19 protein-coding genes are annotated in these 22,292 nt (G+C 64.5%); 7 read left to right on the top strand and 12 right to left on the bottom strand.

Annotated elements, in window-relative coordinates:
- Positions 1-41: 41 nt before the first annotated feature.
- The 4 genes from B0G62_RS10560 to B0G62_RS10545 form a co-directional block, all read right to left on the bottom strand.
- Entirely contained in the window at positions 42-320 is a 279-nt protein-coding gene (locus tag B0G62_RS10560; protein ID WP_103704143.1) for a hypothetical protein, read from the bottom strand.
- An 80-nt stretch (positions 321-400) separates the two neighbouring features.
- Positions 401-1,105 (bottom strand): glutathione binding-like protein, encoded by a 705-nt coding sequence (locus B0G62_RS10555; protein ID WP_103704142.1) that lies wholly within the window; start codon positions 1,103-1,105, stop codon positions 401-403.
- Between the two features lie 166 nt (positions 1,106-1,271).
- A complete protein-coding gene (gene gstA / locus B0G62_RS10550; protein WP_103704141.1) occupies positions 1,272-1,886 on the bottom strand; it encodes a glutathione transferase GstA in 615 nt (204 codons plus the stop codon).
- A gap of 122 nt (positions 1,887-2,008) precedes the next feature.
- Positions 2,009-2,941, bottom strand: a complete 933-nt coding sequence (locus B0G62_RS10545) for a LysR family transcriptional regulator (protein WP_103704140.1) — start codon at positions 2,939-2,941, stop codon at positions 2,009-2,011.
- A gap of 138 nt (positions 2,942-3,079) precedes the next feature.
- Here B0G62_RS10545 and speB point away from each other — a divergent pair, with 138 nt between their 5' ends.
- The 4 genes from speB (at position 3,080) to B0G62_RS10525 (ending at position 7,663) form a co-directional block, all read left to right on the top strand.
- Positions 3,080-4,045: an agmatinase gene (speB, locus tag B0G62_RS10540; protein ID WP_103704139.1), complete on the top strand. Its 966-nt coding sequence runs from the start codon at positions 3,080-3,082 to the stop codon at positions 4,043-4,045.
- Between the two features lie 84 nt (positions 4,046-4,129).
- Complete coding sequence (locus B0G62_RS10535; protein WP_103704138.1) at positions 4,130-4,579, top strand: nuclear transport factor 2 family protein; 450 nt, start codon at positions 4,130-4,132, stop codon at positions 4,577-4,579.
- A complete protein-coding gene (locus tag B0G62_RS10530) occupies positions 4,576-6,066 on the top strand; it encodes an aldehyde dehydrogenase family protein (RefSeq protein ID WP_103704137.1) in 1,491 nt (496 codons plus the stop codon). Before B0G62_RS10535 ends, B0G62_RS10530 begins: the two co-directional genes overlap by 4 nt.
- Positions 6,067-6,139: 73 nt before the next feature.
- The gene (locus B0G62_RS10525) at positions 6,140-7,663 is read left to right on the top strand and encodes a purine-cytosine permease family protein (RefSeq protein ID WP_103704136.1); all 1,524 of its coding nucleotides are present in this window, start codon (positions 6,140-6,142) and stop codon (positions 7,661-7,663) included.
- A 56-nt stretch (positions 7,664-7,719) separates the two neighbouring features.
- On the opposite strand, the gene B0G62_RS10520 is transcribed toward B0G62_RS10525, so the two are convergent.
- Positions 7,720-8,433, bottom strand: a complete 714-nt coding sequence (locus tag B0G62_RS10520; protein ID WP_103704135.1) for a dienelactone hydrolase family protein — start codon at positions 8,431-8,433, stop codon at positions 7,720-7,722.
- 110 nt (positions 8,434-8,543) lie between these two features.
- A complete protein-coding gene (locus B0G62_RS10515; RefSeq protein WP_103704134.1) occupies positions 8,544-8,963 on the bottom strand; it encodes a secondary thiamine-phosphate synthase enzyme YjbQ in 420 nt (139 codons plus the stop codon).
- Between the two features lie 120 nt (positions 8,964-9,083).
- Here B0G62_RS10515 and nfsB point away from each other — a divergent pair, with 120 nt between their 5' ends.
- Positions 9,084-9,737, top strand: coding sequence for an oxygen-insensitive NAD(P)H nitroreductase (nfsB, locus tag B0G62_RS10510; RefSeq protein WP_103704413.1), 654 nt, complete (start codon positions 9,084-9,086; stop codon positions 9,735-9,737).
- A gap of 131 nt (positions 9,738-9,868) precedes the next feature.
- Positions 9,869-10,333, top strand: a complete 465-nt coding sequence (locus B0G62_RS10505) for a PACE efflux transporter (RefSeq protein ID WP_103704133.1) — start codon at positions 9,869-9,871, stop codon at positions 10,331-10,333.
- Between the two features lie 67 nt (positions 10,334-10,400).
- Here the strand turns inward: B0G62_RS10505 and B0G62_RS10500 are convergent, their stop codons facing one another.
- The 6 genes from B0G62_RS10500 to B0G62_RS10475 all read right to left on the bottom strand — a co-directional run bounded on the left by B0G62_RS10500 (position 10,401) and on the right by B0G62_RS10475 (position 21,103).
- Entirely contained in the window at positions 10,401-10,853 is a 453-nt protein-coding gene (locus B0G62_RS10500) for a YMGG-like glycine zipper-containing protein (protein WP_103704132.1), read from the bottom strand.
- A gap of 344 nt (positions 10,854-11,197) precedes the next feature.
- Positions 11,198-11,656 carry a hypothetical protein gene (locus B0G62_RS31150; RefSeq protein WP_146055236.1) on the bottom strand — a complete coding sequence of 153 codons (459 nt, stop codon included), beginning with the start codon at positions 11,654-11,656 and terminating at the stop codon, positions 11,198-11,200.
- A gap of 32 nt (positions 11,657-11,688) precedes the next feature.
- Positions 11,689-13,158, bottom strand: coding sequence for an efflux transporter outer membrane subunit (locus B0G62_RS10490; RefSeq protein ID WP_244193200.1), 1,470 nt, complete (start codon positions 13,156-13,158; stop codon positions 11,689-11,691).
- 119 nt (positions 13,159-13,277) lie between these two features.
- A complete protein-coding gene (locus tag B0G62_RS10485; RefSeq protein WP_103704130.1) occupies positions 13,278-16,592 on the bottom strand; it encodes an efflux RND transporter permease subunit in 3,315 nt (1,104 codons plus the stop codon).
- A complete protein-coding gene (locus tag B0G62_RS10480; RefSeq protein ID WP_103704129.1) occupies positions 16,589-19,756 on the bottom strand; it encodes an efflux RND transporter permease subunit in 3,168 nt (1,055 codons plus the stop codon). The genes B0G62_RS10485 and B0G62_RS10480 overlap by 4 nt, the downstream gene beginning before the upstream one ends.
- An 18-nt stretch (positions 19,757-19,774) precedes the next feature.
- The gene (locus tag B0G62_RS10475; protein ID WP_103704128.1) at positions 19,775-21,103 is read right to left on the bottom strand and encodes an efflux RND transporter periplasmic adaptor subunit; all 1,329 of its coding nucleotides are present in this window, start codon (positions 21,101-21,103) and stop codon (positions 19,775-19,777) included.
- A 475-nt stretch (positions 21,104-21,578) separates the two neighbouring features.
- Here B0G62_RS10475 and B0G62_RS10470 point away from each other — a divergent pair, with 475 nt between their 5' ends.
- Positions 21,579-21,776, top strand: coding sequence for a hypothetical protein (locus tag B0G62_RS10470; RefSeq protein WP_103704127.1), 198 nt, complete (start codon positions 21,579-21,581; stop codon positions 21,774-21,776).
- Positions 21,777-22,292: the final 516 nt, after the last annotated feature.

Raw genomic sequence — 22,292 nt, 5'->3', positions numbered from 1 at the left:
GCTCTTTCGTTATCCTGAGAAATACGTTTTGAGCGGCTGGCTCAGATATTGTCCAGGCCGCCGACGTTATCGGCGTTTTCGAGCGCCTTGCGCTCGCGGCGTTCTTCGTTGCCGCGCCGCGCGCGCTTGCGCTGACGCGACAGCACGCTGATGACTTCACCGGTGCTGGCGTGGGCGGGGATTTCGTTGCGGATCACGTTGGCCACCATCGGCAGGCCTTGACGCTGACGCCGCAGCGCACGCGCAATCGCGTTGCGGCAGGCCTGACCGTGGCAATCCCACTCGTCACGCATTTTTCCGCAGTATTGGCATGTGTCCATGGGGGCAGTTTAACCGGAATCGCGCGGGGCTTTCGGGGCGCGATTCCGGCGAGCAAGTCCCGTGGACACGGGCGCACTCGTCATGCGCGCGCCGGAATCTCCAGACCGCGTTTCACAGCCGGACGCGCGACGAAGGCATCCAGCACGCGCTGCACGTTCGGAAAATCCTTGAAGCCGACCAGATCGCCAGCCTCGTAGAAGCCCACGAGATTGCGCACCCACGGGAAAGTCGCGATATCGGCGATCGTGTAGTGGTCGCCCATCAGCCATGCACGGCCTTCCAGGCGCTTTTCCAGCACGCCCAGCAGACGGCGCGATTCGGCCACATATCGGTCGCGCGGACGCTTGTCCTCGTACTCCTTGCCCGCGAATTTGTGGAAGAAGCCAAGCTGGCCGAACATCGGCCCGATGCCGCCCATCTGGAACATCAGCCACTGGATCGTCTCGTAGCGCTCGCGGCCGTCGCGCGCGAGAAACTGGCCGCTCTTGTCGCCGAGCCAGATCAGGATCGCGCCCGATTCGAACAGCGCGAGCGGCTCGCCATCCGGGCCATGTGGATCGATGATCGCGGGGATCTTGTTGTTGGGGTTCAGCGAGAGGAATTCGGGCGAGAGCTGATCGTTGGTATCGAAGCGCACCAGATGCGGCTCGTAGGCGAGGCCCGTCTCTTCGAGCATGATCGACACCTTCACGCCGTTGGGCGTGGGCAGCGAATAGAGCTGGATGCGCTCGGGATGTTGCGCTGGCCACCTGGCGGAAATGGGGAAGGCGTTGAGATCGCTCATAGGCTGTCCTGTAACGAGGCTGAATGATGGAGGCGGCCCGCGCCACGCGGCGATGTGCGCGGCGCGGAACACGCTCAGGCGGGACAGTGTAGAGGAAATGGCGCAAGCGCGCAGACGGCGCATGGGTGGTTCAGATGCACGCGCGCGCCGCTGTCCCGGAGGGTGCTTATTGTTGCGGGATCAACCCTTCCGCAGCCAGCGCTTTCTGCACGGCTGGACGCGCGGCCACGCGCTTCTGGAACGCGAGCACGGCCGGGAACGCGGACAGATCGACGCCGACGTGCGAGGCCCAGTTGGTCACGGTGAAGAGATAGCCGTCCGCTGCGGTGAAGTGATCGCCGACGAGCCATTCATGTTCGGCCAGCCGCTTGTCCAGCAGCGCGTATTGACGTTGCAACGCGGCGGTGGAATCGGCGCGCACGCTCTGCGGTGCATCCGGATTGAACAGCGGCGAATAGCGCTTGTGCAGTTCCGTGCTGATGAAGCCGAGCATCTCCTGCAGGCGATAGCGCGCGAGCGTGTCGTAGGCGGGCGCAAGGGCGCTGGCGGGATTGCGGTCGGCCAGATATTGCATGATCGCCGGGCCTTCGGTGAGCAGCTCGCCATTGTCGAGTTCGAGTGCGGGCACCGTGCCCTTGGGGTTGATCGCGCGGAAATCCTTGCCGCTGGCCGTCTTTTTGTCGGCGAAATCGACCTTGTCGAGTTCGATGTCGAGGCCCGCTTCGCGCGCGACGATATGCGATGCGAGTGAGCAGGCGCCCGGGAAGAAATAGAGCTTCATTGTGAGTCCTGGTTGAACGTACACACACGTAAACACCGCGCGCGTCGCGAGACAGGCCCGCGCGGGGGCACTATGTTAGCGCGGGGGCATGCTGCCAGTGTTGCAATGCCGTCAAACAGAACCTATAACGCCGCCTCCGGCGCCATCTCGTTCAGATGCACGGCGCGCAGATCGTCGATGAACGCGCGCTGGATATCGCCCGCATGGGGCGCGCGGCGCGTGACCATATGAAACGTCACGTCGTAACGCAGCGCCGCCGGATTCACGGCGCGCAACAATCCGCCATCGACATACGGTTTGGCGAAATGCACGGGCAGATAACCGAGGTGATGCCCCGAGAGAATCAGCAGCGCGACGGCTTCCATATTGTCGGCGATGGCGGTGACGTTGCGCTCGTGCGTCGAATGCTGCGCTTCGGGCAGCGGGTAGCTGCGCCATGCCCATTCGCAGGCGGCGGCTTCGTCGGCGCCCACGGCATTGGCTTCGCCCGCGCGCTCGAACAGCGGATGGCGCGCGCCGCAATACGCGTACTGGCGCTCGATGAAGAGCGCGGTGTAGTCGAGGCTCGGTACGCGATGCCAGAAATAGCCGATCGCGATATCCACCTTGCCGTTGAGCACCTGTTCCTCCAGTTCGCCCGGCGAGCGGATCTGGATATTGAAGCGCACGGCCTGGTCGCGCTGACGAAAGCGCGCGATCGCATCGCTGATACGCGCGTTCTGGCTGAACGGCGTGTGTCCGATCAGGCCCAGGTTCAACTCGCCGACGAGCTGGCGGTCCATGTTCGCGGCTTCGGCGCAGAAGCTGTTGGCGGCCACCAGCAGCCGCCGCGCCGACATGGCGAAGCGCTCGCCCTTGGCCGTGAGCCTGAAGCCGCCGCGCCCGCGCTCGCATAGCCGGAAACCCAGCCGCGTCTCGAGCGAGGACAGTTGCGTGCTGATGGTCGATTGCCCCACGTTGAGCGCGGCCTGGGCGGCGGTGAGCCCGCGCGCATCGACCACGGCGAGGAAAACGCGAATCAGCCGCAGGTCGAAATCGGTCAGGTTGGCGAGCATCGGACACCTCTTACATTGATTCGAGTCGATGTAAACATCATCAGGCCATCATTTTATCCAAAATTTTTTCCCTCTAGCATTGCCAGCATTGGGTTTGAACCCACTGCTCCGATCGATGTTTACAGGGTTTTTACGGATATGAACGACTCCCGCAACACCACGCTGAACCAGCCCCTCTCGGGTAACGCGATGCCGCGCTTCGGCGGCATCGCCTCGATGATGCGTCTGCCGATCGCCGCCACGAGCGCGGGGCTGGACGCCTGTTTCGTCGGCGTGCCGTTCGATCTGGGCACCTCGAACCGCAACGGCGCGCGCCTCGGCCCGCGCCAGATCCGCGCCGAATCGGTGCTGCTGCGGCCCTATAACATGGCGACGCGCGCCGCGCCGTTCGATTCGCTCCAGGTGGCCGACATCGGCGACGTGGCGATCAATCCGTTCGACATCCACAAGGCCATCGCCGATATCGAAGCTGCCTACGACGGCATCATCGCGGGCGGCTGCAAGCCGGTGACGCTCGGCGGCGACCACACCATCGCGCTGCCGATCCTGCGCGCGATGCACAAGAAGTACGGCAAGGTGGGCGTGGTCCACGTGGACGCCCACGCCGACGTGAACGACACCATGTACGGCGAGAAAATCGCCCACGGCACGCCGTTTCGCCGTGCGGTGGAAGAGGGGCTGCTCGATTGCGAGCGCGTGGTGCAGATCGGTTTGCGCGGCACCGGCTATCACGCCGACGACTTCGACTGGTGCCGCGATCAGGGCTTTCGCGTCGTGCAGGCCGAAGCCTGCTGGAACCGCTCGCTCGAAACGCTGATGAAGGAAGTGCGCGAGCAGATGGGCAATGGCCCCGTGTATCTGAGCTTCGATATCGACGGGCTCGATCCCGCTTTCGCGCCGGGCACCGGAACGCCCGAGATCGGCGGTCTGACCGTGCCGCAAGGGCTGGAAATCATTCGCGGACTGCGCGGGCTGAACCTCGTCGGCGCGGATCTCGTGGAAGTCTCGCCGCCTTATGACCCGCAAGGCACCACCGCGCTGCTCGCCGCGAATCTCGCCTTCGAGATGCTGTGCGTGCTGCCGGGTGTGGCGTATCGCGCATAAGCGCGCATAAGCTCGGGCGAACCAGAATGATTCGCCATCCGAATTAAAAAAGAAGTCACCAGACGATATCCCCGGAGAGTGCTCATGAGCGAGACCGAACGCGACACTGAAACCCAGGTGCTGGCCGCAGCCGACGCCCTGATCGACGCTTTCGCGAGCCACGATCGCGATGCCTATTTCGCGGCCTTCGCGCCCGACGCTAGCTTCGTGTTCCATCACGTGAGCGAGCCGTTGCCCACGCGCGCAGCCTACGAGGCGCTGTGGCGTCAATGGGAGCGCGAAGACGGTTTTCGCGTGCTCGGCTGCGAGTCGCGCTCGCGCAGCGTGCAATGTATCGGCGACGTTGCGCTGTTCGTGCATAACGTGCGCACGCGCGTCGCGACGCACGCGGGCAGCGAAACGCTCGACGAGCGCGAGACCATCGCGTTCGCCCGGCGCGGCGGCCAGTGGCTGGCGGTGCACGAACACCTGTCGCCGCACGCCTGCGCGGCGGTGCATGATGCGGTGATCGAAGGCGGCGAGGTGTGTGCATGAAGCGCGAATCGATTAACGCGGTCGCGCAGGCGACGGAGCCAGGGGTCTTTATCGACGGCGCGTGGCGGCAGGGTGCGGGCGCGCCGCTCGAACTTGTCGATCCGTGCAGCGCGCAGCCTTATGCGCGCGTGTCGAGCGCTTCCGCGGAGGACGTCGACGAAGCGGTGGCCGCCGCCGAGCGTGCCTTGCGTGGCTGGCGTAGCACGAGCGTCGCGCAACGCGGCGAACGGCTCGAACGCATCGCGCAAGGCATCGAAGCCCATGCGGGCGAACTGGTCGAGTTGCAGATGCGCTGCAACGGCAAGCCGCGTTTCGAAGCCGAACTCGACGTGAGCGACGCGGCTGGCACATTCCGCTATTACGCGCAGTTGTGCAACGAAGGCCACGTGGTCGAGCGCGCGCCGGTCGCGTTGCCCGATGCCGCCTTCGAAGCCGATGTGCGCCATGAGGCCGTGGGCGTTTGCGCGCTGATCGTGCCGTGGAATTTCCCGCTCGTGACGGCGGCGTGGAAGCTGGCGCCCGCGCTCACGGCGGGCTGTTCGGTGGTCATCAAGCCGTCCGAGCTGACACCCCTGGCCGAACGCGCGCTCGTCGATATCGTTACGGCGGCAGACGTGCCTGCCGGCGTGGTGAATCTGGTCACGGGCGGGCGCGAAGTGGGTGCGCAACTGGCCTCGCATCGCGGCGTGGCGAAGGTCTCGTTCACGGGCAGCACCGCCGCAGGCCAGGCGGTCATGCGTGCCGCCGCCGCTCGTATGCAGCGCGTCTCGCTCGAACTGGGCGGCAAGTCGGCGCTGATCGTATTCGACGATGCCGATCTGGACGAGGCCGTCGAACTCGCATTCAATGGCGCGTTCTTCAACGCGGGGCAGATGTGTTCGGCGACTTCGCGCGTGCTGGTGGCGCGGGCGTTGCACGACGCGTTCATCGACAAACTGGTCGCGCTGGCGCGCAACGCCGTGGTGGGTGCGCCGCATACAGCCGATGTGCGTGTGGGGCCGCTTGTCAGCGCGGCGCAGCGCGAACGCGTGCTTGGCCTGCTGGCGCGCGGCAAGGAGCAGGGCGCGCGCGTGCTGTGCGGCGGCGCGGCTACGCAGGACGCGGGCTTTTTCGTGGCGCCGACGGTCTGCACGAGCGTCGCGCCCGACAACGTGCTCTGGTGCGAGGAGATTTTCGGGCCAGTCGCGCTGGTGCGGGCATTCGATACGGAGTACGAAGCCATTGCGCTCGCCAACGATAGCGATTACGGACTCGTCGCCACGGTCGTCACCGCCGACGCCGCGCGCGCCGCACGGGTCAGCGACGCCTGTGAGGCAGGCACGGTCTGGGTAAACGCTCCGCAGGTGATCTTCCCGCAGACGGGTTGGGGCGGACGCAAGCTAAGCGGCCTGGGCCGCGAACTCGGTCCCTGGGGCGTGCGCGCTTACCAGGAAATCAAACACGTCATTCGGGCGCGCACAAGCGCCACTCATTCGCCGCAGTCGTAATTCGCCGAATCCGGCGCGGAACCCGGCACTGCGCCCCAACTGCGTCCCCATAGAATCGAACAGGAAGAGACAGATGAGCACCGACAACGTTAACGGCTGGGCGCCCCCGCCCCCGGCGAGCGGTACGACCGATAGCGCCGACGCCCCCGGCGCGAAATCCGGCAAGTGGCGCAAGATCGAGGTCCGCTCGATCGACTACGTGCCCGCACACGAACGCCACGGCAGCGTGGCAGGCCAGGGACCGTTCTGGTTCCTCGGCAATTTCCAGTTTTTCACGATCGCCATCGGCTTCGTGGGCCCGAGCATGGGGCTGTCGCTGGGCTATACGATCCTCTCGGGCGTGCTCGGCATTCTGTTCGGCACGCTGTTCATGGCCTTTCACGCCTCGCAGGGCGCGCAACTGGGCTTGCCGCAGATGATCCAGTCGCGTGCGCAGTTCGGCTATCGCGGCGTGGTGCTGATTCTCATCGCGACGCTGTTCACGTTCATCGGCTTCAACGTCGTCGATACCGTGCTGATGGCGAGCGGCGTGAAGGGGATCTTCGGCTGGTCGCCCACGCTGGTGACCATCGTGACGGCGCTGATCGCGCTGGCGCTCGCCATCTACGGGCACGACTGGCTGCATCGCGTGTTCAAGTGGCTGCTGGTGGCGAGCCTGCCGCTCTACGTGCTGCTTACGCTGTGGATCATGTTCGGCGCCGTGGGCGTGAAGGCCGGCGTGGCGCATGCGGGCGGCTTCTCGCTCGTGGCGTTCGCCGCGCAGTTCGCCGCAAGCGCAAGCTACAACATCACTTATGCGCCCTATGTGTCGGATTACTCGCGCTATCTGCCGCGCGAAACGAAACCGCGCGCCATTATCGCGGCGGTGTTCATCGGCGCATCGGCGTCGGCGATCTGGCTGATCGCACTGGGTGCGTGGCTCGCGACGCGTCTGGGCGCATCCGATGGTCTCGTCGCGCTCTACGATGCGGGCAACGCGATGTTCCGCGGCTTTGGCGTGCTGATCTCGCTGGCGTCGGTGGGTGCGATGGTCGCGACGATGGGCCTGAACGCCTATAGCGCGATGCTCACGGTGGTCACGGCGGTGGATTCGTTCAAGCCCGTGAAGCCCACCTCGACGGTGCGCGTGATTACGGTGCTGGTGCTCGGCCTCATGTGGGTGGTGATTTCGCTGTCGCTGTCGGGTAATGCCATCGACATCCTGTTCGCGGCGCTCACGATCATGCTGTATCTGCTGGTGCCCTGGACGTCGGTGAATCTGGTCGACTTCTTCTTCGTGCGGCGCGGCCACTATGCGATCACGCAACTCTTCACGCCCAATGGTCTTTACGGTGCATGGGGTGCGCGCGGGCTGATCGCTTACGCGGTGGGTTTCGCCTCGACGGTGCCGTTCTTCGTGCTGCCGGGCATCTATACGGGGCCGCTGGCGGCGCGGATCGGCGGCGTGGACGTGGCGTGGGCGGTGGGCCTGCTGGTGTCGGCGCTCGTGTATCTGGTGCTGGCGCGCTCGATCGACGCGCAAGGCGAGCGCCGCGCGGTGTTGCAGAGCGAGCGCGAAATCGCGCTGCTCGACGGGGCGGCGGGGCGCTCGCACTGAGCTAATTGCGGCGATTGCCTCGGACGAAAGACAAACGCGGCGTCAAGCGATCAGGCTTAGCCCTGCTTCCAGAGCGTGCGACCCCAGAACGTGAGCGTGCGGTCCCATGCCAGTTGCGACCAGACCGGATCGAACTGCGTGTGCGCGATGCGGCCGGGGCCGACCGCCGTTTCGTTTGCGAACGCGTGGTAGGCCAGGTAGCGATGGAATTCGACGTTCACACCGCCGTCACGCAGCTTTGTTTCGAGTTCGCCGACGGTTTCGATATTGAAGAAGCCATCCTGCGTGCCCCAGTGGCCGAGCACCGGCACGCTGATCTTGCTCGCGTCGAGGTATTCGAGCGGCGGGAAGCCGTACCACACGACGGCGCCCGCGAGGCCCGGAATCTGGTTGATGGCCAGCAGCGTGAGCGCGCCGCCCATGCAGTAGCCGCTCACGCCGACGCGGTCGGTCAGCGTCTTCAGGTGGTCCACGGCGCCGCGGATGTCTTGCGAGGCGGCGTCGCCGAAATCGAGGCCCGTCATCAGATGGTGCGCCTCTTCTTCCTCGACGGTGCTCTTGCCACGATAGAGGTCGGGCACGAGCGCGTAGTAGCCGGCTTGCGCGAGACGGTCGGCGACGCCGCGAATCTGGTCGTTTACGCCCCACCACTCCTGGATCACGACGATGGCGGGCGCGCCTTCGGTCTTCTCCGGCGTGGCCAGGTAACCCTGGAGCGATTTACCGTCGGGACGGTTGAAGCTGATCGTGGAGCCAGTGTGCTGTTTCATGAGATTTCCTCGGGGATTCGGTCGATCGGTTAAAGGAAAAAAACGGGAAAAATGGCAACACGCAAGCATAGCGTCTGCGCGGCTGTTCTGCTTGCAGCGGTGGTGCGGGATTATTCGCCGATCAGGTGCAGGACGACCTCGCGAGTGCTCGCATGTCGGCGGTGCTCGAACAGATAGATACCCTGCCAGGTGCCCAGCAGCGGCCCGCCGTACTCGACGGGAATCGACAACTGCGTCTGCGTGAGGGCGGTGCGCAGATGCGCGGGCATATCGTCCGGGCCTTCGGTGTCGTGCTCGTAGCGCTGCGGGTCTTCGGGCGCGATCTCGTCGAAATACCGTTCGAGATCGCGGCGCACGGACGAATCGGCGTTTTCCTGGATCAGCAGCGACGCCGAGGTGTGACGGCAGAACAGCGTCAACAGGCCCGTGCCGATGCCGCTTTCGCGCACGAATGCGCGTACTTCCTGCGTGAATTCGAACAGCCCGCGCGAGCGCGCGTGGACACGCAGATGATGAATCGTCTGGCGCATGGTGCTGCCCTCCAATATTGATGCGGCGCGCGCTGCCTTCGGCCGCCCCGCACGCGAAACGGCCCAGACTGGTAGGATACCGGCCTTGCCAAATCACCGCACCGATCCAGGAGTATGTCGTTGAATCTCACCCGCTTCGCCAAGACCCGCCACGCCACCAAGGCTTTCGATTCCGCCCGCAAGATTCCCGCTGCCGTCATCGATGAACTTAAGGAACTGATTCGCCTCAGCCCCTCGTCGGTCAACTCGCAGCCGTGGCACTTTGTCGTGGCCGAAAGCGATGCCGCGCGCGCCCGCGTCGCGAAGTCGATGCAGCCGGGCTACGCCTACAACGAAGCCAAAGTCACGCGCGCCTCGCACGTCATGGTCCTGTGCGTGCGCAAGGACATGGACGAAGCGCATCTGAACGCCGTGCTGGCGCAGGAAGAGGCCGATGGCCGCTTCGCCAGCGCCGAAGCGAAGACGACGCAGCAGAACACGCGCGGCTTCTACGTCAACCTGCATCGCGAGCGTGACGATCTCTCCGCGTGGATGGAAAAGCAGGCGTTTCTGGCGCTGGGCACGCTGCTGATCGGCGCGTCGACGCTCGAAATCGACGCCTGCCCGATGGAAGGCTTCGATGCCAAGGTGCTGGACGAAGAGCTGGGTCTCGCCGCACGCGGCCTGACGGCGATCGTCGTGGTTGGCCTGGGCTACCGCAGCGCCGACGACTTCAACGCCAAACTGCCGAAATCGCGCCTTGCGACGGAAGCCGTGTTTACCGAACTGGCCTGAGCTTCGACGGGCGCTGCCCGGCGCCTGAATCAGCGCTTGAATTCGCCGATAACCGCAGCCACGCTGCGGTTATTCACGCTCGTGTAGTATCAGCGCTTCCAGTGCGCGTTATATAACGGAGCGTTCAGCGTATGCAGGGCATCAAGCGCCGGATCGTCTATCTCACGCTGTTCGAGGGGCTCGGAATCCTTATCACGAGTACGAGCTTTGCCTCGCTTGCCGGCAGCGGCATGGACCGCGCGGGCGCGGCGGCAGTCTTCACATCGCTGGTCGCGGTGGTGTGGAATGCCGTCTACAACTGGCTGTTCGAGCGCTGGGAAGTGCGTCAGACCCAACGCGGCCGTAGCCCATTGCGACGTGTTATGCATGCGGTCGGTTTCGAGGGCGGCCTGGTGATCTTTCTCGTGCCGATGATCGCGCTCACGCTGCGCGTGCCGCTGGTCGAGGCCTTCGTCATGGACATTGGCCTCACGGTGTTCTTCCTCGTCTATGCGTATATCTTCAATCTGATCTTCGACGCGGTTTTCGGTCTGCCGGCTTCTGCGATGCCGTTGCCTGAACAGCCGCGGAATTCGCAGGCCGAGCCGTGCAACTGACAGCATAGAAAATGCTGCACGGCTACGGCTCGCCATCCATAAACTTGTTTGCAATCCTTATGAAGTGTTACTGGACCGAGTAGCCGCGTCCTTGCATGCACGCGCCGAACGACTTCCAGTAAGTGGCCAGTTGAGCGCCCTGGGCCTGCTGCTGCGCCTGGGCTTGGGCCGCGTGTTCGCGGCGCGCACGTACGCCACCGGCGAGAGCGCCGGCCGTCGCGCCCACCGCTGCGCCGTGGCCTGCGCTATTACCGCTCACGTCTCCGATGATCGCGCCTGCGGCCGCACCGCGTGCTGCGCCGCCCACGCGCGCTCCGGTGGGCTGAGTGGGCGGCGGTGCAGGTTGCGCAGCGACGGTGGGGTCGATGCCTGTGTTCTGTTTGGCCCACGCATAACAAGCGCCTTCGTCCTGCTGTTGCTTTTGCGGTGACTGGCCATGTGCGGGATAGACAGCGGGATGCTGTTGTGCAAACCCCAGCGACGAAAGCGCCAGCAAGAGACCAATGCCAAGCTGTTTCATGGAGTACTCCTGAACACGGTGTAAGGCGCCGCGCAACGCTGGCGCGGCATGTCTTGGTGGTGCGGGTCGGCAGGCAGCGCGGTCAGTGCGGTAAAGGACATCGCGCGGCGGCGAAACAGACGGCCGACAATCCAGCATAGCCAATCGTCCGGCGCATCGATAGCAGCGTGCGCGTCTATGTCGAGGGAGCCCCTGTTTGCGTCAAAGCGATGTGGCGCAACGCTTGCGCTCGCGCCCGGATGGAGTACGAACGAATGTTGTCGAACGTCGCTTTGAACGCGGTGGCTATAGTAGCGCGCGGTAAGCCGACAGGGGCGCAGCCTCTGTCGGCATTAACCATTCCGTTACCGGGTCGCGTGGTGCTTATGGGCGTGGGTCTTTTTCTTCGAGTTCGTCTTCGAATGTGCGGCGCCATGTGCATGACGGCCTTGCGTATGCGCAGCCGGCGCATGGGTGGAATCCGATGCTTCGTCGAACTGCATGGCCGACGGCTGTGCCTGAACGCTGCGTGCATGTGCTTCGATCTGCTCGGCGCGCGCCGGGTCCTTGCTCATCTGAATGCCGTTATCCGCATCTTGCGCGGATGCGATGCTGGCAAGCGCCGACAGGGAAATCAAAACGGCGATGGACGACTTCTTCATATTCTTCCTCAGGCTTGATTGAACGACGCCATTTGCGTCTGCACGGCTAACGGACAGGGCGATGCCGCCGTTGACGTCGTTGCAAGGAGTTGACGCTTCTTTACAACTTTGCCTGGTAAGCAGCAGAGCGACAAAAGAAAAGCCCCTGCGGGAGGGGCTCATTCGGCAAAATCAGCGGTTCAGGTTCGCAATGACTATTGCGTCGGTGCGGTAGCGTTGGTGGTGGCCCTGCCATTCGCGCCCGCATTCGCATCGGGATCGATACTCACCTGCTGCGGATGACTCGCATCGTGCAGCACACCGGTCCACCCGCCGCCCAGATCGCCGATCAACGCAGCCGCATCCAGCAGGCGCGATTGCTGCACCGTGAGCGCACTTTGTTGCGTGCTCAACTGAGTGGCCTGAGCGGTCGCAACCGTCGTGTAGTCAACCGTGCCCGCCTGATACTCGTTCTGCGCGATCTGTGCGCCGCGTATCGAGTCGCGCACGGCGGCGTCCAGTGCATCGCTTTGCTGCGCCAGAATACGAAGCCCCGAAAGATCGTTTTCCACGCTCTCGAATGCGCTCAGCACCGTGCCGCGATAATTCGCGACCGCTGCGTTATAGCTCGCGCGCGCCGCCGCGACTTCGCCGCTGCGCTCGCCGCCGTCGAAGATCGTTTCGGTTGCGCTCGCGCCCAGCGACCAGACGTAATTGCTCACGTGCAATAGGCCCGCGAGCGGCGCCTGCGTAAAACCATCGAGCGCCGACAGCGAAATCGTCGGGTAGTAGGCGGCGATGGCGACGCCGATCGCCGCATTGGCCGAAGCCATCTGGCGCTCCGCCGTGGCGATGTCGGGCCGCCGCTGCAGGATCGTCGAAGGCACGCCAGCGGGAATCGCCGGCAGGACGGGCAGTTTGGCGCTGTGCGGGATGGACATGTCTTCGGGATTGCGGCCGACCAGCACCGCGATCGCGTGTTCATACTGTGCGCGCGAGACGCCCAGCGCGATCAGGCTTGCCTGTGCGTTTTCCAGCTGCGTGCGTGCCGTGATGAGATCGGACGGCGCCACGGTGCCCGCCGTGTCCTGGTCGGTCACTACGCGCAGCGAATTCTTGTACGCCTCGACCGTTTGCGTGAGCAGGTCGATATCGGCATCGGTCACGCGCAGATCGATCACCGCGTTGGCAAGCGCGATCTGTTCGGATAGCTGAGCATTGGCGAGCGTCGCTTCGCTGGCCTGCGCCGTGGCCGATTGTTCCTCGATCTGGCGGCGCACCTGCCCCCAGAAGTCGATCGTCCAGCTCACGTTCGCTTCCAGCGACCCCGAGTTGACGATGCGCGCGCCGCCGCTGCCGAAGCCGCTGCTCAAACCGCTGGTCGTGCTGGTGGACGCGCGCTCGCGCGTGGCCGAACCGGTCACGCCGATGGTCGGAAAGAGGCTCGCGCGCGCCACGCGCACTTCGGCCAGCGCTTCCTGATAGTTCGCGTAGCTCTGCGCCACGGTTTGATTCGAGACGGCCACCAGAGGCTCAAGCTCGTCCAGCAACGGGTCCTGAAAGCCGGTCCACCATTCGCCCTTGGGGCCGGCTGCGGCGGACGGATCGGCCTGGGTCCAGCCGGGCAACTCCTTCCACTGCGCGGGCGTGGCGACTTGCGGGCGATGATAGTCGGGGCCGACCATGCAGCCGCCCAGCAGCAGCGCGAGGCTTAACGGCAGAAGGCATAAGGGACGCGAAGGACGCAAAGAGTGCAAGGCCGGGCGTGCTTTCATTGAAAAGGTGAAATCGATTGGATGAATCTTCATGATGCGCTCTCATCGGCCTGACGGTTCCAGGGCAGGCGTGCGGCCCAGCGGGCGAGGCGGGCGCGCAGACGGTCGAGGAACAGATAAATCACGGGCGTGGTGTACAGCGTGAAGACCTGGCTCAGGATCAGGCCGCCCATCACCGTTACGCCGAGCGGCTGGCGCAGCGACGCGCCCTGGCCAATCCCGATCGCGAGCGGCACCGCGCCCAGCACCGCCGCGAAGGTCGTCATCATGATCGGGCGCAGACGTACCACGGCGGCCTCGTGGATCGCGTCGCGCGCGTTGCGGCCTTCGTTGCGCTGCAACTGGATCGCGACGTCCACCATCATGATGCCGTTCTTCTTGACGATACCGATCAGCAGGATGATGCCGATCATCGCGATCACCGAGAACGGTGTGCCGAAAATCAGCATCGCCAGGATCGCGCCGATGCCCGCCGAAGGCAGCGTCGACAGAATCGTCAGCGGGTGGATGGTGTTCTCGTAGAGCACGCCCAGCACGATGTAGACCACGGCCAGCGCCGCGACAATCAGCAGCGGCACCGTCCCCATCGACTGCGCGTAGGCCTGGGCCGCGCCCGCGAAGGCGCCGTGGACCGAGGCGGGCATGCCGATGTCGCGCTGCGCCTGCTCGATGATCTTGCTCGCTTCCGAAAGCGAGCCGCCCTGGGGCAGGTTGAACGAGATCGTGCCCGCCACCTGGCCGCTCTGGTGATTGACCTGGGTGGCCGTATGGCTGGTGGACCACGTCATCAGCGCATCGACGGGCACCATGGTCTCGGCGGCGGTACTGTCCGCGCTGCCGCTCGAACTGCCGCCCTTGCTGTTGGAGATCGAGTTGTTCTGCTGGTTGGCCACGGCGTTCGCGTTGCGCGAGTTCGTGCTGCTCGCGCCCGTCGTCGTGGCGCTCTGGGCGGTATAGGCGGTGATGCCCGAAACCGTGCTGCCCGACATCTGCGTGGACGCCGAACCGCTCGCATTACCCGCTGCCGTGCTCAGCCAGATGCGGCTGAACGACTGCGGATGCTGCCAGTATTGCGGCGCCACTTCCATCACCACGAAATACTGGTTGATGGGGTTGTAGATGGTTGACACCGTACGCTGGCCGAAGGCGTCGTAAAGCACGCTGTCGACCTGGTTCGGATCGAAGCCATAACGCTTGGCGGTCGCGCGGTTCACGGTCACATAAGCCTGCAGGCCGTTCTGCTGCAGGTCCGAATTGACGTCGATGATCGTGCCGCGAGATTTGTTCAGGGCATCGACGAGTTTGGGCGTCCATTCGAACAGCGCGTCGGCGTCGTCGCTGGTGAGCGTGTACTGATACTCGGCCGCCGACTGCCGCCCGCCGATCTGCAGGTCCTGCTGCGCCACCAGAAAAAGACGCGCGCCCGAAACCGCGTTGAGCTTCGGTCGCAGACGGTTCACGACCTCCGTGGCGGAGAGCTTGCGCTGCGCGAGCGGCTTCAGTTCGATGAAGACGTTCGCCGTGTTGAGCGCCCGCCCGCCCGTGAAGCCCGCGACCGACGCCACGGCGGGATCTTTCTGCACGATGTCCTGCAACTGCGCGAGTTTCTTCTCCATCGCCGTGAAGGAGATGCTCTGGTCGGCGACGATCTGGCCGATCAGAATGCCCGTGTCCTGCTCGGGAAAGAACGTGCCCGACAGCAGGCGCGCGAGAAACACGTTGCCGATCAGCAGCACGAACAGCAGCACGATCACGAGTACTGCGTGATCGAGCACGGCGTCGAGCGTGCGCGAATAGAACTGCTTGAAGCGCTCGAACTGCGCGTCGATCCACGCGGCCACGCGCGAGGGCTCGCGCTTTTCCCGTTCGCGCTTGAGCACGTAGGCGCACATCGTGGGCGTGACCGTGAGCGAGACGATCAGCGAGATCACGATGGCGATCGAGAGCGTCATCGCGAACTCATGGAACAGCAGGCCGACGATGCCCGGCATCAGCAGAATCGGCAGGAACACGGCGATCAGCGACAGGCTCATGGACAGCACCGTGAAGCCCACTTCGCGCGACCCGCGCAGCGCCGCTTCCTTCGGGTCGAGCCCGGATTCCATATGGCGCACGATGTTTTCGAGCACCACCACGGCGTCGTCCACCACGAAGCCGGTGCCGATGGTGAGCGCCATCAGCGAAAGATTGTCGATGCTGTAGCCGAGCAGATACATCGGCCCGAACGTGCCGATGATCGACAGCGGCAGCGCCACGGCGGGAATCAGCGTGGCGCGCGGCGAAAGCAGGAACACGAACACCACGCCGATCACGAGCAGCACGGCAATGAAGAGCGTGCGTTCGGTGTCGGCCACCGAAGCGCGCACCGACTCCGAGCGATCGACGGCGACGTGCACCTTGATGGTGGCGGGTAGCGCGGCCTCGATATTGGGCAGGCGCGCCTGGATCTGCTGCACGGTCTTCACGACATTGCTGCCGGGCATCGGATAGACGATCACGAGCACGGCCGACTTGCCGTTGTAGAGACCGGCGTTGCGGATGTTTTCGTTGGAGTCGCGCACCGTGCCCACATCGCGCAGAAAGACCGGCGCGCCGTCCCGATACGCGATCACCACGTCGCGATAGGGCGCGGCGCTGCTGATCTGGTCGTTCGAGGTCACCACGAAGCGCTGGTCGCCCTGATCGAGGTGGCCTTTGGCGCTGTCGGCATTGGCCGCGCCGATGGCCGCGCGCACGTCCTCCATGCCGATGCCATAGCTGTTGAGCTTGCCCGGCTCCAGTTCCACGCGCACCGAGGGCAACGCGCCGCCGCCCAGCGTGATCTGGCCGACGCCATCCACCTGCGAGAGCTGCTGCATGATCACCGAATCGGCGGAGTCGTAGAGCTGCGCCTTGGTGAGCGTGTCCGAGGTGAGCGCGAGCACCATGATCGGCGCGCTCGCGGGGTTGTACTGGCGATAGGTGGGGTTGCTGCGCAGCGTGGTCGGCAGGTCCGCGCGCGCGGCCTGGATCGCCGCTTCCACGTCGCGCGCGGCGCCGTTGATGTCGCGATTGAGGCCGAACACGACCACGATCACCGACGAACCCACGTTGTTGATCGAGGTGAGCTGGCTCACGTCGGCGATGGTGCCCAGACGGCGTTCCAGCGGCTCCGCCACCGTGGAGGCCATGGTGTCCGGACTCGCGCCCGCCATGTTGGCCTGCACCACGATCACCGGATAGGCGATGTTGGGCAGCGGCGCGACCGGCAGCCGGAAGAAGGCCAGCGCACCGGCAAGCAGGATCGCGATCGCCAGCAACGAAGTGGCGACCGGACGACGGATAAAGAGCGCCGAAAGGTTCACGGCGTGCCCTCGGGTGCGGGAGCGCGCGGCGGTTCGTCCGTACCGTTCGTGCCGTCGGTATCGGCGTCGCCATCGTCTTCAGGCTTGCGCTTGCGGCCAAAGCGGATCGCGAGGCGGTCGAAGAACAGATAGATCACGGGTGTCGTGAAGAGCGTGAGCATCTGCGAAACCGTGAGGCCGCCGATGATCGCGAGACCCAGCGGGCGGCGCAACTCGGAGCCCGTGCCGCTGCCGAGCAGCATTGGCAGCGCGCCGAGCATGGCCGCGAGCGTCGTCATCAGGATCGGGCGGAAACGCAGCAGCGACGCCTCGAAAATCGCCTCGCGCGGCGGCTTGCCGTGCACGCGTTCGGCTTCGAGCGCGAAGTCCACCATCATGATGGCGTTCTTCTTGACGATGCCGATCAACAGCACGATGCCGATGATGCCGATCACGTCCAGATCCTTGCCCGCGATCATCAGCGCAAGCAGCGCGCCGATGCCCGCCGAAGGCAGCGTCGACAGAATCGTCACGGGATGCACGTAGCTTTCGTACAGCACGCCCAGCACGATATAGACGGCCACGAGCGCCGCGAGCAGCAGATAAACCTCGGAGGAAAGCGAATCCTCGAAGGCCTGTGCCGCGCCCTGGAACGACGAGGTGATCGACGGCGGCAGCTTGACGGCGGCTTCGGCCTTGCGCACGTCGCGCACGGCGGCGGACAGCGAGGCGCCATCGGCGAGATTGAACGAGATCGTCACCGAGGGGAATTGCGCAAGGTGGCTGATCGTCAACGGCGAGCGCGTGATGCGGATCGTCGCGATGCCCTTGAGCGGCACCTGGCCGCTGCTCGCCGTCTGGCTCGGCAAATAGATGTCGCCGATCGAATCGACGGTGGGCAGCGACTCGGGCTTCGCGACCAGGATCACGCGGTACTGGTCCGACTGCTGGAAGATGGTCGAGACGATGCGCTGGCCCAAGGCGTCGTAGAGCGCGTTGTCGATGGTCGCCGCCGTGATGCCGTAGCGCGCCGCGAGCTGGCGGTTCACTTCGACATCGACGGACAGGCCGTCGGTGTTCAGGTCGCTCGTGACGTCGGTGATCGACGGAATCTGCTTCATCTTGTCGATGAGCGCGGGCACGTACTGATTGAAGGCTTCCTGATTCGGGCCGCGCAGCACGAAGTTGTACTGGTTGGGCGACACGGTGGTGTCGAGCGTCAGATCCTGCTCGGGCTGCAGGTAGAGGCGAATGCCCGCCACCTTCGAGACCGACTGCTGGATGCGCCGCGCGATTTCCTCGGCGCTTTCGGAGCGGTCGTCGTGCGGTTTCAGATTGATCAGGAAGCGGCCGTTGTTGAGCGTGTTATTGATGCCGTCGATGCCCACGTAAGAGGTGAGCGACTCCACATCGGGGTCCTTGAGGATTTCCTCGGCAAGCGCCGACTGGCGGCGCACCATCGCCGAGTACGACACCGAATTGTCGGCCACGCTGATCCCCTGGATCACGCCCACGTCCTGCACCGGGAACAGGCCCTTGGGAATCACCACATACAGCAGGCCCGTGAGCGCGACGGTCACCACGAACACGATCAGCGTGAGCACCTGATGATCGAGCACCCAGCGCAGGCCGCGTTCGTAGGCATTGAGCGTCTTGTCGAACAGGCCTTCGCTGATGCGCTCGAAGCGGCTCGGGTGGCGCTCGGCCTGGGCACGCAGGATACGCGCGCACATCATCGGCACGACGGTCAGCGACACCACGGCGGACAGCACGATGGTCACCGCGAGCGTGACGGCGAATTCGCTGAACAGACGCCCGATCACGCCGCCCATGAAGAGCAGCGGAATCAGCACGGCGATCAGCGAAATCGTCAACGAGAGAATCGTGAAGCCGATCTGGCCCGCGCCTTTGAGTGCCGCCTGCAAGGGTTTTTCGCCTTCCTCCAGATAGCGCACGACGTTCTCGATCATCACGATCGAGTCGTCCACCACGAAGCCCGTGGCGATGATGAGCGCCATCAGCGAAAGATTGTCGATCGAATAGCCCAGTTCATACATCACGGCCAGCGTGCCGATCAGCGAGACCGGCACGGAGATGCTCGGGATGATCGTGGCGGGCAGATTGCGCAGGAACACGAAGATCACCGCCACCACCAGCGCGACGGCGAGCACGAGTTCGAACGCGGCGTCGTGCACGGAGGCCTGGATCACACCCACGCTGTTCGACACCACCGTGACCTTCATGCCGGCGGGCAGCGTGGCTTCGAGCTGAGGCAACTCGCGCGTGATCTGGTTGACCGTGGCGATCACGTTCGCGCCCGGCTGGCGCTGCACGTTGAGCACGATCGCGGGCTGCTTGTTGTACCACGCGCCGCGCTCGACGTCCTGCGCCGCCGTGGCGACGCGCGCGACGTCGCGCATGAAGACCGGCGAGCCGTTCTGATAGGCGATGACCGTATTTTCGTAGTCCTTGGGGTCCGATATCTGGTCGTTGGAGTTGATCGTGTAGTCGAGTTCCGGACCGTCGAAGTTGCCCTTCGGCGCGCTCACGTTCACGTTGGCGAGCAGCGTGCGCAGATCGTCGAGATTCAGGCCGTAGGCGGCCAGCTTTTGCGGATCGGCTTCCACGCGCACCGCCGGCACGTTGCCGCCGGCCGTGCTCACGAGACCGACGCCCGGCACTTCGGAGATCTTGGTGGCGAGCCGGTTATTGGCCGCGTCCTGCAACTGCGTGAGCGACATCGAATTCGACGTGACCGCGAGCGTGAGGATCGGCTGGTCGGCGGGATTGACCTTGGCGTAGGTCGGCGGCGCGGGCAGGCCGCTCGGCAGGAAGCTGTTGGCGGCGTTGATGGCCTGCTGCACGTTCTGCTCCGCCACGTCCAGATTGAGCGAGAGATCGAATTGCAGCGTGATGACCGAGGCGCCCTCGGAGCTGTACGAAACCATCTGCTGCAAACCCGGGATCTCGCCGAGCTGCACTTCGAGCGGCGCGGTCACGGTGGTCGCCATGACGCTCGGGCTGGCGCCGGGGTAGAAGGTCTGCACCTGGATCGTCGGGTAATCGACGGAGGGCAGCGACGACACGGGCAGGAACTTCATGGCCACGAGGCCGACCAGCACCATCGCGATCATCAGCAACGATGTCGCGACGGGCCGCAGAATGAAAAGACGCGAGATATTCATCGACGCTCAGGCATGGGATCAGGAGGCCGCAGCGGGCGCAGAGGCCGCGGGCGCACCCGAAGCAGCGGAGGCCGCATGGGCGTGCGAGGCGTTGCGCGCGCCGCTTGCACCGCTTGCGCCGTTCGCGGCGGCGGGCTTGCCGTTCGACGGCTGGATTTTGGTGCCGTCGTTGAGGCGGTCGAGGCCGTCGGTCACCACACGCTGGCCTGCCTGAAGCCCTGCCGTGATGACCGTGTGCTGGCCGTCGCTCGGGCCGAGCGTGACCTTGTGGACGGAGACGGTGTTGTCGGCGTTCACTAGATACACGTAATCGCCGGGTGCGCCCGACTGCACGGCCGGCGTGGGCACGAGCACGGCATTCTGCAGCGTGTCCACGAGCAGGCGCACGTTGACGAACTCGTTGGGGAACAGCGCTTCGTCGTCGTTGGGGACGCTTGCGCGCAGCGTGACCGTGCCGGTGGCCGTTGCCATCTGGTTGCTGATGGCGTAGAGCGTGCCGGTCGCCAGTTGCTTCGTGTTTTCGCTGTTGAAGATGGTGATCGGCAGCTTCGCGCCGGCGTTGACGCGCTGCAGCACGTCGGACAGCGAATTCTGCGGCACCGTGAACTGCACGGTGGTGGGCTTGATCGTCGTGATGACGGCGATGCCCGTGGAGCTGGACGCCGTCACGTAATTGCCCGGATCGACCAGACGCAGGCCCACGCGGCCCGAGACAGGCGCGGTGATGCGGCAGTAGATGAGGTCGAGTTCGAATTGCTTGATGTTGGCGAGGTCCGACTTCACGGCGGCTTCGTCCTGCGCGACAAGGAACTGCTGGTCGCTATAGGTCTGTTCGGCGATCGACTTCTTCTCGTTCAGTTGCGTATAGCGTGCGAGGTCGGCGCGCGCCTGGGCGAGCGAAGCGCGGTCCTTGGCGAGCGCTGCCTCGGCCTGCTCCTTGCTGATCTCGTACTGGCGCGGGTCGATCTGCGCGAGGAACTGGCCTTTGACGACGTCCTGGCCTTCGCGATAGCCGACCTCGGTGAGATAGCCGCTCAGTTGCGGCAGCACCGTGACGGTGGCGATCGGCGTGACCGTGCCGAGCGCATCGAGCGTGACGGGCATCGAGCCAGTCGTGGCCGGCGCGACCGTCACGACCTGCGGCGCCGCGCCGCGTGTGGGCGCCTTGCGATGCAGGACGTGAACCACCACGACGACGATCAGGATCACGATCAACGCAAGCAGGATCCATCGTCCCAGGCCCCCGCGCTTGCGCGGCGGGGGGGCGCTGGATGCGGGCGGCGTGACCACTGCCGGCGGCTTTGGCGGCGTGGATGGCGTGGGCGGTTGGTTAGGCGTATCGCTCATGCCAGTCTCCCGGGTTGGACAGCAAGGCCGACGAGGCCGGTCGTGCCAGCGCATTGCGCTGCACGCGCACTCGCGCGCAAGCTGGGGCCGTGGGGGGCGCGCGGCAGACGGGTCGCGCAGGCGCCGTGCCGGTTGTCGTCGGTTCGCATACGAATTCTCATGGTTGTTGTGTGCAGCCGCTGCACGAACCCGGCATGCATGTCAGGTTCGTGAGCGTTCGAGACATGCAGTCTAACCAACTCGCGCGCTATTTTCGAAACGTAGGTTAATTGAAAGGTTTTGGCGTATTACAAGGTGATGAACGAGGTGATGAAAACACGGCTCGGCACAGCGATGAATGCGCCACGAGCGAACCCCGTGAAAGAGCTTGTAAGGATCAGTATTTGCCGGACTTAACTCCGGGAATCGCGGCGGTGCCCGATCGCTATGCTCACGACCTGATAGTCAGCAAGGGGTCTTGGGAGGTGACCGGCGCATGTCAAAAAATCATTCATCAATCCGGCGTGCATTGAATCGCTTGACGCTGGGACTCGCATTGGCTGGCGCCATGTCGCTGCAGGGCTGTTCGACGACGCTCGAAAATATCGCCTTGGGTGCGGGAGTCGGTGTCGTGGGGACGGTATCGGCGCTCGGGTGCCTGCTTGCCTGTCAGGACAAAGGCCCGGGCTGGTAATTCAGACACGCGTCGATGATGCCGTTTGCGCTTCTGTGTTTGTCATATTCGTCGGAGACACTAGAGCGATAGTGGCGTGCCGACTGGCTCGGTCAATGCCATGCCGTAACGCGCCGTAACGATTCTCTCCTGATTATCGGGTCGCCTGGCGCATTCGGGCTCTCCAGCTAAGGTTCTCTTCAGGGTTGCGTCGGTAGGCTCAGGGGCTGGAGGCCGTTGTCGTTCCCACATTCCCATTCGATGCTTTCAGTTGATTGCACAAATGCCTGTTTGAATACGCAATCGCATGAAAATTGAAATGCATCTGGAAGTTATCTGTAGTCCTGAGCTTGCATATTGGGCATGCGGCAAAACGCGCAGCGCTCCGAACCGGAACCCACACCAGGCGTAAGTCCGCGAACTGTCGCGGCAGTATCGACGACATGAAAACGCTGTTTTTGCAGGCCCCGTCCTATGACGGCTTCGACGGTGGCGCGGGTTCGCGCTATCAGGCGAAACGCGAGATCCGCTCGTTCT

The organism is Paraburkholderia eburnea, from assembly GCF_002917095.1.
GTDB lineage: Bacteria > Pseudomonadota > Gammaproteobacteria > Burkholderiales > Burkholderiaceae > Paraburkholderia > Paraburkholderia eburnea.
The sequence above is the reverse complement of the archived record's forward strand: the minus strand, read 5'-3'. Positions and strand labels throughout refer to the sequence as shown.

Coding starts and splice junctions, on each gene's coding strand:
- B0G62_RS10560 (WP_103704143.1), bottom strand. CDS start 320: ATGGACACATGCCAATACTGCGGAAAAATGCGTGACGAGTGGGATTGC.
- B0G62_RS10555 (WP_103704142.1), bottom strand. CDS start 1,105: ATGAGCGATCTCAACGCCTTCCCCATTTCCGCCAGGTGGCCAGCGCAA.
- gstA (WP_103704141.1), bottom strand. CDS start 1,886: ATGAAGCTCTATTTCTTCCCGGGCGCCTGCTCACTCGCATCGCATATC.
- B0G62_RS10545 (WP_103704140.1), bottom strand. CDS start 2,941: ATGCTCGCCAACCTGACCGATTTCGACCTGCGGCTGATTCGCGTTTTC.
- speB (WP_103704139.1), top strand. CDS start 3,080: ATGAACGACTCCCGCAACACCACGCTGAACCAGCCCCTCTCGGGTAAC.
- B0G62_RS10535 (WP_103704138.1), top strand. CDS start 4,130: ATGAGCGAGACCGAACGCGACACTGAAACCCAGGTGCTGGCCGCAGCC.
- B0G62_RS10530 (WP_103704137.1), top strand. CDS start 4,576: ATGAAGCGCGAATCGATTAACGCGGTCGCGCAGGCGACGGAGCCAGGG.
- B0G62_RS10525 (WP_103704136.1), top strand. CDS start 6,140: ATGAGCACCGACAACGTTAACGGCTGGGCGCCCCCGCCCCCGGCGAGC.
- B0G62_RS10520 (WP_103704135.1), bottom strand. CDS start 8,433: ATGAAACAGCACACTGGCTCCACGATCAGCTTCAACCGTCCCGACGGT.
- B0G62_RS10515 (WP_103704134.1), bottom strand. CDS start 8,963: ATGCGCCAGACGATTCATCATCTGCGTGTCCACGCGCGCTCGCGCGGG.
- B0G62_RS10505 (WP_103704133.1), top strand. CDS start 9,869: ATGCAGGGCATCAAGCGCCGGATCGTCTATCTCACGCTGTTCGAGGGG.
- B0G62_RS10500 (WP_103704132.1), bottom strand. CDS start 10,853: ATGAAACAGCTTGGCATTGGTCTCTTGCTGGCGCTTTCGTCGCTGGGG.
- B0G62_RS31150 (WP_146055236.1), bottom strand. CDS start 11,656: ATGAGCCCCTCCCGCAGGGGCTTTTCTTTTGTCGCTCTGCTGCTTACC.
- B0G62_RS10490 (WP_244193200.1), bottom strand. CDS start 13,158: ATGGTCGGCCCCGACTATCATCGCCCGCAAGTCGCCACGCCCGCGCAG.
- B0G62_RS10480 (WP_103704129.1), bottom strand. CDS start 19,756: ATGAATATCTCGCGTCTTTTCATTCTGCGGCCCGTCGCGACATCGTTG.
- B0G62_RS10475 (WP_103704128.1), bottom strand. CDS start 21,103: ATGAGCGATACGCCTAACCAACCGCCCACGCCATCCACGCCGCCAAAG.
- B0G62_RS10470 (WP_103704127.1), top strand. CDS start 21,579: ATGTCAAAAAATCATTCATCAATCCGGCGTGCATTGAATCGCTTGACG.